Source organism: Mesorhizobium sp. Root102, from assembly GCF_001425625.1.
Lineage (GTDB): Bacteria > Pseudomonadota > Alphaproteobacteria > Rhizobiales > Rhizobiaceae > Mesorhizobium.
Window position 1 is genome coordinate 1 of the sequence record NZ_LMCP01000038.1, and the last position, 11,790, is coordinate 11,790.

An 11,790-nucleotide genomic window follows, 5' to 3' on the forward strand; every position below is an offset into this window, starting at 1 on the left:
CGTCATCAGATGCTGGCCTCCAATCCAGCCAGCATCTTGAATCACAAACAAGCCTCGATGGGAATCCTACGATTCCCTCAAAGTGGGAAACGCTCTAGAGCCTCACCATCAATCCTGTCGGTCTTGGCTCGCCGCCGGCGGCGCGAAGCCGCAATCGAGGCTGGATCGAAAATGTAGCTCTCGATGCTTTCGCTCTCAAGAACGCGGTGGATCCAGAACCCATCCAGCGTCCGGTCCATGCTCGGCTTCAAGTCAACGACAACCGCCGAAATTATCCTCTCGGGCATCGAGACGGTTCATATGATGCGCAAGCGACAGGCGAGCTTTGTTTACGATCCGACGCCCTCCATTGCCAAGCAGTTCGAAATCCTCGCCGCATGAGCACCGGGTGACGCTCAACCTGCCTTTGCGACCTCAGCTGGAGTTTGCGACGGAACCCCCGCAATTACCCCATGTCAGTAGGTCTTGACCCTGGGCAGCGTCCTTTTCAGCTGCGTGCCATTTTTGGGCTTCGACACGACGCCGTGCGCCATGATGGTGCGCCCCTTCATGATGGTGCGGATGGGCCAGCCAGTCACTTCCATTCCTTCGTAGGGAGTGTAGTCGCAGCCGTCCTGCAGAAGGTCTTGGGTTATGGTGACCTTCCTCTTGTCGTCCCAAAGCACCAGGTCGGCGTCGTTTCCCACCGCGATGGTTCCCTTTCGCGGATAAAGTCCGTAGCGTTTCGCATGGTTGGTCGAGGTCAGCGCCACGAAGCGGTTCAGGCTTATCCGGCCCTTGTCCACCCCTTCCGAAAACAATATCGGCATGCGCGTCGCGATCCCGGGTATCCCATTGGGAACATAGCGAAAGCTCGTCTTGCCCTTGACGTTGGTCTTGCCGGCCTCGTCCTCGTAGCGATACGGGCAGTGATCGGATGAGAACACTTCGAACACGCCCTGCTGCAGCCCTTCCCAACAGGCAAGCTGGCTGTCGTGGTCGCGGGGCGGCGGGCTGCAGACATATTTCGCGCCTTCCATGCCGGCGCGATCCATATCGTTCTCGGTCAGCACCAAATATTGCGGGCAGGTCTCACCATAAATGGCCAATCCACGCTGCTGCGCCCGGCGTATCTCCTCCATCGCCTGCCGGTTGGAGACATGGACGATCATGATGTCCGTGTCGACGAGCTCGGCCAGGCTGATGGCTCGATGCGTGGCTTCCCGCTCGACCACGACGGGCCGTGAAGGGCCGTGGAAGAAGGGCGCGGTGTTTCCCTGCTGCTCCAGTTGATCGGTCAGGAACCGGATCGTGTCATAGCCCTCGGCATGGACCATGACGAGCGCGCCATGCCGGCGCGCGACGGCTAGCACTTCAAGGATGTCGCGGTCACGCAGCACCAGGTCGTCATAGGTCATGAATATCTTGATCGAGGTGTATCCCTCCTCGATCAGCGCCGGCAGTTCCTGGCCCAGCACGTGCGGCGTCGGATCGCTGACGATCAGATGGAAGGCGACGTCCACATGGCAATTGCCTTCGGCCTTTCGCTCGTACTCGGTGATCGCCTGCCGCAGCGACTGCCCCTTGGCCTGCAGGCAGAACGGCAACACGGTCGTGTTGCCGCCGACGGCCGCCGACCGGGTGCCGGTTTCGAAATTGTCCGCCATCACGATGCCGGGACTTCCCGGCTGGTCGAGATGCACGTGGCTGTCAATCCCGCCCGGCATGACCAGCAGGCCGGACGCGTCGATGATTTCCGGCGCGTCGTCCAGGTTCCTGGCAAGGACGGAAATAAGGCCGTCCTCTATTCCGATGTCGGACTGGAACCGGTCAGTCGCGGTAACGACCATTCCGCCCTTTATGATCGTATCCAATGCCATTTCGAGACGTCCCGGTTAATCGGCTACAGAGAGAACCCGACGTTCTGCGCACCGTGCCAAAGGACCTTCTTGCCCAGCTCGGCCAAATTCTCCTGGCCTTCGGTGATCGTCAGGAAATGATTTCCGGCAAGCTGGCCCATCTTGCTTGCGAAATTCACGCCGCCATAGGCCAGCAGGATCTCGGTCTCGCTGAAGCCGCCGGGATAGAGGATGAACTGGCCCGGCGCCGGATAGCTGGTCGCGTTCTCGAAGCTGACGCCGAAATCCGTCTCGCCCAGCGGTATCCAGCAGCCCTCGCCGCTCCAGCGAACATGAATGATGCGCTCCTTGTAGGGCAGAAGAGAGAGGAAAAGCGCGCAGGTTTTCGGTGCAAGTTTCTCTTCAAGCCTCGCCTTGAAGCTGAATTCGCCTGCCTTGATGTTTATCGTCTTCACTTGCTGCTTCTCCGTATTTTCAAGTTTGAACGGCGTTCATCCCGCCGCATCGCGGAATTGAGGGTGGCCGCTTGATCAGACAGCCGGGCACCGGATCTCGGCGGTATCCGGATCCGATACCCAAGCTGTTCTTGTTTAGTTCGGAACCGGTATGGGCTTTACGAGATTAGGCTCGAGCCAGTCGGCCGGCGGGGTGCAGTCGGTGCAGTTGACGCCGGGCAGCGTGTCGGCATATTTCACCGGCGGCAGTTCCTCCATCTTGGCGCCGGCCTTCGGATTGCCGGTCTGCACCGCATCGATGCTCAGTTCCGGCAACAGCTTTCCGTCGAGCGAGGTGTCGAGGAACAACGCCGACACCTTGTCGGCCGGGAAGGTGTTGCAGCCGTCGACAAAGGCGTCTCCCGGGCAAACCTTGACGTCCTTGGGCTCGACCCAAGGCAGCGGGAACTCGACATTCTGCTGTTCCAGCTTCTTCTTGCCGGTCACCACCTCCATCATGAGCTTGAAGGCATAGCCGCCCACCGAGGGACCGGAGCTTGAGGAAACGCCCTTTAGGCCCTTTGCCTGCATGGCCGGATCGGCGATGGCCAGGCGATAGCCGTTGTTGGATTGCCCGGCCATAGTAACCAAGCGGGCGGGACGCCCGTTGATTACGGCCTGCAGCGATCCGTAGCTGCCGTCCACGCTCCAGATGCCGTCGATGTTGGGATGCGCGGCTAGGATCTTGGCGACTTCCTCCTGCGAGGTCGCGTCGTTCCAGTTGCCATAGAAATCGCCGACGATCTTGATGCCGGGATATTTCTTGAAGACGCCGTATGCCTGTTCATCATAAGTCTTGGTTACGGTCGTGCCGGCAACGCCGTGATTGAACACAACCTCGCCCTTTCCACCCATCTGATTGACCATCCACTGGGCAGTGTTGGCGCCGTAGCGGGCCGTGATGCTGCTGACATTGTGGGCGCATGGCTGCGTGACGGTGGCGTCGTAGGTAAAGACGGCGATGCCCTTGTCGCAAGCCTGCTTGACGACCCGGTTGAGCGCGGTCGGGGAGAGAGGCATGATAAGAATCGCGTCCGCGCCCGCAGCGATCATGCTCTGCAGGTCGGAAATCTGACGCTGCACGTCCGTGCCCGAGATGACGGTCTTAAACTCGATCATCTTGTCGTATGGCGGCGTCGCCGCCAGCGCCTTGATGCCGTTGGCCGCCGCCGCCTGCCACGAGTTGCCGCTATAGCTCATGTTCAGGAACACCTTGTAGTGATCCTTGGCTTTGGCCTGGCTCAGCGGAACGACGCACATAGATGAGACCAATGCAGCCGCGGCCGCCTTGGCGATCCCCCTCGATATTCTTTTGCTTTCCATCTGCTCTTCCTCCTTTATGGCCGTTATTGTCTGGTCAGTGCCTTTGCGCGGACCGACTGCTCTGGAGCAGAAGCGCTCCAATAATAATGCCGCCCTGGATGATGCTGCGCAGACCCTGCGACAGGCTCAGGATGGTGATCACGGTCGAAAGCGTGCTCAGGAAAAGTGCGCCCGCCAGCGTGCCCAGATAGATGCCGGCTCCGCCGGTGACGCGGGCGCCACCGATCACCACGGCCGCGATGGTTGGCATCAGCAGCGCGTTGCCCATGTCTAGCGTCGCGCTCGAGGAATAGCCGGCGAGCAGGATGCCGGCTATTCCCGCGCACAGGCCGCTGGCTCCGTAGACGGCGATCGTCAGCATCGTGGTCGGAAGCCCGAGCACCCGCGCGGCGCCGGGGCTACTGCCCATGGCATAGAGCTTGCGCCCTCCGGCGGTGCCATTCTGGACCAGCGTGGCAAGCACGGCGAAGACGATCAGAAACCAGACCGGCAGCGGCAGTCCGAGCCAGCTGCCGCTCATAAACTTCTGCAAGGCCGGCGCGACCGGCTGCTGGGAGCTGCCCGCCGTGAGAGCCAGCCCGATACCGAAGAAGGTCGTGCCCGACGAAAGCGTCATGATGAAGGGCGGCAGCTTGGCCACGGCAACACCAGTGCCGTTGATCACGCCGATCCCCGCGCAACAGACGAGCGCGGTCGGCAGGGCGTAGACTAGCATGTCGTCGCTGCCCCGCGTCATGCCGGCGATGATCATCCCGCCGATGCCCATCACCACGCCGATCGAGAGGTCGATGCCGCCCGTCAGGATGACGAGGCCTTGGCCGAACGATGCCACTACGAGGAAGATCGAGGTGATCAGGATTGCGGTGAGCTGGTTGAGCGAGCCGAAATCCGAATTGACGAGCTTCATGCTGACGATCAGCGCTACGGTCGCCAACAGTACCAGCGCCGCCGGCCTGGCGTCGGGACGCAGCCACTGCCGCCTGACCGGCTTCTCGTGCCCGGCCGTCTCGCCGATCGCTGCGGTCTGCTTGTTCTGCATCACGCGGGCCTCCTGCGCGCAATCCGCGCTACAAGCGGCGAAAGCTGGCCGAAGAAGATCGCGGCAATCATGATCAACCCGTTGAAAATGTTGGTGTAGAATTCGGCGACGCCGATCGCGAACAGCATCTTCTGCATCACCGTTAGGATGCCCACCCCGACGAGAGATCCGCGCACACCGCCACGTCCGCCCATCAGCGACGTCCCGCCGATGGCGACGGCAGCGAACATGTAAAGCAGGAAGGAATCGCTTATGCGCGGGTCGCCCGATCCGATCTCGGCGCTGTAGACGAAACCCGCCGCGCCGTAGCAAAGCCCGGCGAGCACGAATGCGATGAACTTGGTTGTCGGAACGTTCAGGCCCGAGAGCCGCGACGCGACGGGGTCGGCGCCCACGGCATAGACAGCGATCCCCCACCTTGTGTTCTTCAGGAAGGTCCATGCCAGCGCAAGCGCCACGAACATGATGCCCGCGATCGGAATGCCGAACAGGTCGCCGGTCACGCCGGAGATGATCGCCTCGGCGACCTCGCCACCCGGTGCCGGCAAGAGAACCAGCGCTATGCCTTGGCAGACGATCAACGAGCCGATCGTCACCGCCAGCGACTGCAGCCCCAGAATGGCGATCAGATAGGCGTTGATCGCGCCGACGAGCAGCCCCACCAGAAGCACGAGGCCAAGGGTCCCCATGCTTCCCGGGGCGCCCATGCTCAGCGTCGCGGCCATGACGTTGCAGATGGCGACGACGCCGGCGCCCGACAGGTCGAATTCACCAGTCAGCACGACGATGGTGAGGCCGGTCGCGGCCAAAGCGAGCACGATCGCGTTGTTCAACAGATTGCTGATGCCGAAGCTGGTCAGCGCCGACGGTTCGTAGACGGCATAGATGCCGAGCATCAGGATGAGCAGCAGCATCGCCGGCGTGGCGCCGCCGCCCAGTCGTCGGTACCATGGCGAAGCCTTGGCCACTATGCACCCTTCTGGCTGGCGGCGGCCAATCCGACATCCGGCTGCGGCCTGAAACCCGAAGCGATGGACAGAAGCCGATCCTGGGACAGTTCCTCGCGAGGCAGATCCCCGGCGATCGCGTTGCGGTACATGACGAGGCAGCGGTCGCAGAGATGGACCAGCTCATCGAGTTCCGTAGAGCAGAACAACAACGAGCCGCCGTCGCGGACGAAAGCCGCCATCATGGCGTAGATATTCTGCTTGGCTCCGACGTCGACGCCGCGCGTGGGGTCGAACAGAAGCAGGCATTTGGCACCGCTGATCAGGGCACGCGCCAGGATCGCCTTCTGCTGGTTGCCGCCGGACAGCGCCCCAATGCCATAGCCGAGGAAGCGCTCCGACAGATTGACCGACGGGGTTACCGCACCGACGGCGCGGCGTTCGGCAGCGCGGTTCACCAGGCCGAAGCGTGTAACGCCATCGATGACCGGCATGGAAATATTGGCCATCGTCGTCAGGTCGCTGAATATGCCTTCGGATTTCCTTTCCTCCGGAACCAGCGCGACGCCATGCTTTAGCGCCTCCCGCGGCGAGCGAATGGCAACATGGATGCCGTCCACCGCGATCGTTCCGCCGGTCACCGGGGACAATCCGACGAGCGCCTTAAAGAGGCTCGATTGGCCGTGCCCCTCCAGCCCCGCGACGCCGAGGCATTCACCGGGCGCGAGCTTGAAACTGACGTCTTCGACTCCCGGTCCCTTGAGGTTTCGGACTTCGAGCCGGGGCGCGAGGCCGACCCGGATGGCGGGTGTCCTGCTGACGAACGTCTCGACCACCGAGCGCCCAGCCATGTTGGTGAAGATCTCGTCGTTGGACATGGACTCCACGTCGCTGTCCATGACCTTGCGTCCGTTGCGAAGGATGACACAGCGGCTGCACAGGCGGCGGATCTCGTCGAGCTTGTGGCTGATATAGAGGATCGAAGTCTCCTCTGCGACCGCCTTGTCGATCAGGCCGAACAGCCATTCGCGATCGGACAGGGCCGCGGTCGGTTCGTCGAGAAGCAGCACGGACGGCTTGCGCTGCAGCGCGCGCACGATTTCGATGCGCTGGCGCATGCCCAAAGGGAGGTCGCCGACCAGGACGGACGGCTTGATATCGCGAACGCCATGCTCTTCAAGAATCTCGGCCGCTCGCTGTTCGAGCTTGCGGGTCAGCACCAGACCCAGCCCGTTCCGCTCCGGATGCGGCAGGAACAAGTTCACAGCAACGGAGAGCGTCGGAACAAGGCTGAGCTCCTGGAATGCCGTCGAGACACCCCTGCGATTGCCCTCGACGATCGATCGCGGGCGATAAGACTCGCCGTTGAGCAGGATCTCGCCGGTATCCGGCCAGACCACCCCGCTTATCGATTTGACGAGAGTCGACTTGCCCGCTCCGTTCTCGCCGAGGAGCCCGCAGACCTGTCCACGTTTCAACTCAAATGACACGTCCTGAAGCGCGGTCGTCGCCCCATAGCGCTTGCTGATCGCATTTACCTGAAGAGCAGGGGACAAGGTCAAACCCCGCCTTGACGAACAACACGGGCACGAACGGCACAGATGCGTGCGAGACGATTGCGGCCTGGGACACCGGCACGATCCGGCGACCCAACCTCGCGACTGCCAATACCAGGCAGCATGGCGCGATCCATCGCGCTCATCGGCAGGCCAGCCACCTTGTACATCCTCCACAATCTTCATCGCAGAGCGGACATGCCTGGTCCGCCCGGCAGACGGTTCACGCTTCCTCAAACAGCGAACCGCCGTTCTCTATCGTGCCTTTGGCGTGTTATGTCCCATATTGTGCACAATGGATTTCTGCATTAGTTTGGCTCTTTGTCAACTCTCAAAGAGGCCTCGATCGAAAACCCTCAGGTGGAACTGGGCAGGCCACGAGCTCCACGGACGGCACGTCCAAGCGGGGGATCCACGCCGGTGCATCGACCGCTCGTGGAGCACGGTTCACCTTGGAGCGAAACTCGCCTATACGGGCAACGATTCTGTAGCGCTCCGGAAATCCGAGGGCGTTGCGAGTCTAGCGTAGTGCTTCGGAGAAGAGCCTCAAACGGAGAGACAACTTCATGAAGGCTCTTTTTGAGAAGCACTCAAGACAGCAAGGTAAGCCACCGTGGAACGCACACTTAGCCGATTTGAAAAGTCACACGGAAGGACAGAAGTAGAGATTCGCAAGCGTATACTTCAGGCGATATTTGAGCAAAGACTGCCTCCGGGCGAGAAAATAACCGAAGAACAGCTCGCGACTACGTTCGATGTCAGCCGCACGGTCGTGCGCCAAGCCATGGCTCGCCTTGCTCAAGACGGTATCCTGGTGAAATCCCCCAACATCGGATCAACCATCGCGGCGCCGACCAAGAAGGAAGCCCGCGACATCCTTGCCGTGCGCCGCATGGTCGAGCCCGACATCGTCAGGATCCTTGCAAGCGCACCTTCCAGACAGGACCTCATTGTCCGACTGGATCAGCATCTGGCCAGGGAAGACGAAGCCAGGTACACTAAAAGCCGGGGGACGCAGGTCGGGCTGTCCGGTGAATTTCATCTTCTGCTCGCGGAAATGGCAGGGAACCGCATCCTGGTGCGTTTGATGAACCAGCTCCAGGCGCTGACCTGCCTGGCCATCCTTCTGTATGCGGGCCGCGACGAGGCCTGTCCGCCCGAAGAACACAGCCGCATCGTGCGCGCCATTGCGGAGGGAGACCACGCGGCGGCCGAAAAAGAGATGTTGAGCCACCTACGCCATGTCGAACAGGACATGAATCTCGAGCGCGGGGTCGACACCGCAAGCTTTACGGCATCAATCGAGTGGCTGCGGGGACATGCAACGGCCGCAAACGAAAAAGGGTGACTGCCAAGGTGCATTCAGCGTTTGACCACATCGCGCCGATCCGCTTTGATTGTTTGTTGTTACGCGACCTCGAACGGAAAGTCTCCTGGCAGGAATCGCGCTGCGTTTGCCTAAAGGAGGAACAACACGTCTCCCATGGTCAAAGCCGCATCGGCGCAAATGGAGCCGAGCGCCAGTGTCCATACCTGCAAGGAGACGGTTTGCCACCTGCTGGCGATGATGCGCGAAGCAAAGGGAAGGGGCGCCGAACTTGTGGTTCTTCCCGAACATACCTCCCGACCTTTCCCCGCAGGGTGATCGAGAACGAGGCCGAACTCGCCAGCTATTACGAGCGCGACACGCCGGGACCGGAAACCGCACCGCTTTTCGAGGAGTCCAGAGAACTCGGATCGGCTTGTACGTCAGCTATGCCGAACTGGTGACGGAAGCCGGCAGGAAGTGGCGCTTCAACAGCTCATCGACATCGTCGATTGCAATGGCGAGATCATTGGGAAATACCGCAAGATACATCTGCCCCGGTCATGCTGAGCCTCAGCCTGAGCGAGCCATCAACATCTGGAGAAACGTTATTTCGAGCCCCGCAATCTGGGCTTTGGTGTCTGACGGGCTTCGGCTGCGTGGTCGGCATGTGCATCTGCAACCATCGCCTCCGGCCCGCATCCTATCGCGTCATGGGCCTCTCAGGCATGGAACTGATCATGCTGGGGTACAATACTCAAGCAACCCATTGCCGGTAATGCACTATTAGACTGCACAATTTGGGCGTTGCCGTCGGTGGGACGAGAGCCGAAAGGTGAACAAGGAAGGTGCTTCGTTATGACTCTGGATGGTGTGCGCGCTCTGGTTTTCGACGTCTTCGGCACTGTTGTCGACTGGCGCAGCGGCGTAGCTCGCGACGCTGAGCCGTTCTTGAAGCAGCATGGTGTAGGATCAGTCAGTCCCACCGTTTTCGCTGACGCGTGGCGTCGCCGCTACTCCCCAGCGATGGAGGAGGTACGAAGTGGCCGGCGGCCCTTTGCACGGCTAGACGTGCTGCATCGGGAGAATCTGGAGGCTATTCTGCCAGAATTCGGGATCGACCCGGGTTCGGTGCCAGCTGCGGAGCTGGACGAACTGAGCCTAGCTTGGCACCGATTGGACCCCTGGCCGGACGCGGTGGCCGGCCTCACACGGCTGAAGGCCCGCTATATCATCGCGCCGCTTTCGAACGGCAACATCGTTCTGATGCTCAATATGGCGAAGCGCAGCAGCATTCCGTGGGACGCGATCCTCGGCGCCGAGGTCGTGCAAGCGTACAAGCCGACGCCGGAAGCCTATCTTCGCACAGCTGATGTCCTGGCGATGAGGTCAGATGAGATCTGTCTTGTGGCTGCCCATAATGGAGATCTGGCAGCGGCCCGGGCATGCGGACTGCGGACTGCTTTTGTCTGCCGTCCTACCGAGCACGGATCAGAGCAGACGACAGATCTGCACCCTGTCCAGGATTGGGATATGGTCATCGGGGACTTCCTTGAGATGGCTGAACGCCTTCAGCTGTAGGGGCATTTGTCATGGTCCTTCGGGAAACAGATTATCGACCCTGGGTGGGTCACACTGCAAAGCTAGGGATCAGCTGACCTGCCCCTGGACGGTTTTTACTACGCCCGCACTCGCGTTAGCAGGCTGTTGAAGAAGTGCTGGCGCGGTTGTTTGGAGCGTGATTCACTGCTCCCCGGACGATTGGGGATTTGTGGATGCGCGGCTCGGATGAACGGACAGGTTCGCTGTTTTCGTATGTCGACCTTGAGGCGCGCGTTCGCCGAGACCATCCGCTGCGGGTGATACGGGAGATCGTGAACGCGGCTCTTGTGGAGATGGACGGCGATTTTGCGGTGCTTTATCCGCCGGGGCTCGGCCGCCCATCGATCGCGCCGGAGTGGTTGCTGCGTGCGATGCTGTTGCAGGCCTTCTACGGCATCCGCTCGGAGCGTCAGTTGATGGAGCGGATGGAGTTTGATCTTCTGTTCCGCTGGTTCGTGGGGCTTGGTGTTGACGAGCCGGCCTGGGATCATTCGAGCTTCACCAAGAACCGGGATCGGCTGTTGGAAGGTGAGATCGCGGCCAAGTTTCTGCGCGCGGTGCTTGCTCAGCCAAGAGTGAAGCGGCTTTTGTCGTCGGATCACTTCTCGGTGGACGGGACGCTGATCGAGGCCTGGGCTTCGATCAAGAGCTTCCGCCGCAAGGATGGGGACGACAACGATCCGGATGGAGCGGGTCGCAACGCCGAGCGCGGCTTTCATAAGGAGAAGCGCTCCAACGATACACACCAGAGCACGAGCGACCCGCAGGCGCGGCTCTACAAAAAGGGCGACGGGCAGCCGGCGAAGCTCTGCTACATGGGGCATGCGCTAATGGAGAACCGTCATGGGCTGGCGGTCGATGGCGGCATTACCCAGGCCACAGGCACAGGCGAGCGTGATGCCGCGCTCGCCATGTTGGATCGTAGACCCTCGCGGCGGCGCATCACACTGGGCGCCGACAAGGCCTATGATGTACGCCAGTTCATCAAGGACCTGCGCGAGCGCAAGGTCACGCCGCATATCGCCGTCGACGGCCATCTGAGCAAAACCGGCAAGCCGCGCGTGACGGCCATCGATGACCGCACGAAGCGCCATCCGGGCTATGATGTCAGCCAGCGCTGCCGCAAGCGGATCGAGGAGGTGTTTGGTTGGATCAAGGCCTCGGCCGGCATGGCCAAGGTCAAGCTGCGAGGATGCGCCCGTGTGGGCGCGGCCTTCACCTTGAACCTGGCGGCCTACAATCTGGTCCGCTTGCCCAAGCTGCTGGCCGCGCCGGCATGAGCCTCATCGGCCGCTGGCGGATCGTCGCGATGCCCGACTATGTCGAGGACTATCGCGACATGATGGAGCCCGCCTACATTGAGTTCGCGGTCGATGGCTCCGGCGAATTCGCCTTCGCCTGCGTCACCGGGCAGATCTTCGGCGCGGGTGACGGCAGCAATCTCGCCTTCTCCTGGCAAGGCAATGACGAAACGGACGAAGCCCAGGGCACTGGCTGGGCTGAAATCCAACCAGACGGCTCCATCAACGGGCAAATCTGCTTCCATGGTGGCGACGAAGCAGACTTCGTCGCTCGCAAGCAGACTTCTTCAACAGATGGGGTGATTGGGGTCTCGGTCGAGCCTAACTGAGGGCGGCTGCTCCTGTCGGGATGTGAGAACGTGGTCGATGTGAATCGCCACAAAC

The 11,790-nt window shown here is 61.2% G+C and carries 11 protein-coding genes and 2 pseudogenes; 6 read left to right on the top strand and 7 right to left on the bottom strand.

From position 1 onward, the window contains the following. Positions 1-89: 89 nt before the first annotated feature. Positions 90-227 (bottom strand): annotated as a pseudogene (locus ASD12_RS34395) (IS110 family transposase); the annotation flags it as partial. Between the two features lies 1 nt (position 228). Here ASD12_RS34395 and ASD12_RS33565 point away from each other — a divergent pair. Further along, positions 229-381 (top strand): annotated as a pseudogene (locus ASD12_RS33565) (IS6 family transposase); the annotation flags it as partial. Between the two features lie 74 nt (positions 382-455). Here ASD12_RS33565 and hydA read toward each other — a convergent pair. The 6 genes from hydA to ASD12_RS24400 all read right to left on the bottom strand — a co-directional run bounded on the left by hydA (position 456) and on the right by ASD12_RS24400 (position 7,383). Then, positions 456-1,859: a dihydropyrimidinase gene (hydA, locus tag ASD12_RS24375; RefSeq protein ID WP_056592360.1), complete on the bottom strand. Its 1,404-nt coding sequence runs from the start codon at positions 1,857-1,859 to the stop codon at positions 456-458. Positions 1,860-1,882: 23 nt separating this feature from the next. Beyond that, positions 1,883-2,293, bottom strand: coding sequence for a DUF3830 family protein (locus ASD12_RS24380; RefSeq protein ID WP_056592363.1), 411 nt, complete (start codon positions 2,291-2,293; stop codon positions 1,883-1,885). Between the two features lie 135 nt (positions 2,294-2,428). Continuing rightward, complete coding sequence (locus ASD12_RS24385) at positions 2,429-3,655, bottom strand: sugar ABC transporter substrate-binding protein (protein ID WP_056592366.1); 1,227 nt, start codon at positions 3,653-3,655, stop codon at positions 2,429-2,431. Between the two features lie 34 nt (positions 3,656-3,689). Next, entirely contained in the window at positions 3,690-4,694 is a 1,005-nt protein-coding gene (locus tag ASD12_RS24390; RefSeq protein ID WP_056592368.1) for an ABC transporter permease, read from the bottom strand. Beyond that, a complete protein-coding gene (locus ASD12_RS24395; protein WP_056592371.1) occupies positions 4,694-5,662 on the bottom strand; it encodes an ABC transporter permease in 969 nt (322 codons plus the stop codon). Before ASD12_RS24395 ends, ASD12_RS24390 begins: the two co-directional genes overlap by 1 nt. Continuing rightward, positions 5,662-7,383: a sugar ABC transporter ATP-binding protein gene (locus ASD12_RS24400; protein WP_082525651.1), complete on the bottom strand. Its 1,722-nt coding sequence runs from the start codon at positions 7,381-7,383 to the stop codon at positions 5,662-5,664. Before ASD12_RS24400 ends, ASD12_RS24395 begins: the two co-directional genes overlap by 1 nt. A 427-nt stretch (positions 7,384-7,810) precedes the next feature. Between ASD12_RS24400 and ASD12_RS24405 the strand changes: the two genes are divergently transcribed. The 5 genes from ASD12_RS24405 (at position 7,811) to ASD12_RS24420 (ending at position 11,735) form a co-directional block, all read left to right on the top strand. After that, positions 7,811-8,545 carry a GntR family transcriptional regulator gene (locus ASD12_RS24405; RefSeq protein ID WP_056592377.1) on the top strand — a complete coding sequence of 245 codons (735 nt, stop codon included), beginning with the start codon at positions 7,811-7,813 and terminating at the stop codon, positions 8,543-8,545. After that, on the top strand, positions 8,542-8,967 hold the full coding sequence (locus ASD12_RS34400) for a hypothetical protein (protein ID WP_156398646.1): 426 nt from the start codon (positions 8,542-8,544) through the stop codon (positions 8,965-8,967). The genes ASD12_RS24405 and ASD12_RS34400 overlap by 4 nt, the downstream gene beginning before the upstream one ends. Before the next feature lie 394 nt (positions 8,968-9,361). Beyond that, on the top strand, positions 9,362-10,084 hold the full coding sequence (locus ASD12_RS24410) for a haloacid dehalogenase type II (RefSeq protein ID WP_056592379.1): 723 nt from the start codon (positions 9,362-9,364) through the stop codon (positions 10,082-10,084). Positions 10,085-10,278: 194 nt separating this feature from the next. After that, positions 10,279-11,385 carry an IS5 family transposase gene (locus ASD12_RS24415; protein WP_056592382.1) on the top strand — a complete coding sequence of 369 codons (1,107 nt, stop codon included), beginning with the start codon at positions 10,279-10,281 and terminating at the stop codon, positions 11,383-11,385. After that, positions 11,382-11,735, top strand: coding sequence for a hypothetical protein (locus tag ASD12_RS24420; protein WP_056592385.1), 354 nt, complete (start codon positions 11,382-11,384; stop codon positions 11,733-11,735). Before ASD12_RS24415 ends, ASD12_RS24420 begins: the two co-directional genes overlap by 4 nt. The last annotated feature ends 55 nt before the right edge of the window (positions 11,736-11,790 follow it).

Bases quoted from the DNA above. Each gene is read 5' to 3' on its own strand.
- ASD12_RS24420 (WP_056592385.1), top strand. From the start codon at position 11,382: ATGAGCCTCATCGGCCGCTGGCGGATCGTCGCGATGCCCGACTATGTC.
- ASD12_RS24415 (WP_056592382.1), top strand. From the start codon at position 10,279: ATGCGCGGCTCGGATGAACGGACAGGTTCGCTGTTTTCGTATGTCGAC.
- ASD12_RS24390 (WP_056592368.1), bottom strand. From the start codon at position 4,694: ATGCAGAACAAGCAGACCGCAGCGATCGGCGAGACGGCCGGGCACGAG.
- hydA (WP_056592360.1), bottom strand. From the start codon at position 1,859: ATGGCATTGGATACGATCATAAAGGGCGGAATGGTCGTTACCGCGACT.
- ASD12_RS24410 (WP_056592379.1), top strand. From the start codon at position 9,362: ATGACTCTGGATGGTGTGCGCGCTCTGGTTTTCGACGTCTTCGGCACT.
- ASD12_RS24400 (WP_082525651.1), bottom strand. From the start codon at position 7,383: ATGAAGATTGTGGAGGATGTACAAGGTGGCTGGCCTGCCGATGAGCGC.
- ASD12_RS24385 (WP_056592366.1), bottom strand. From the start codon at position 3,655: ATGGAAAGCAAAAGAATATCGAGGGGGATCGCCAAGGCGGCCGCGGCT.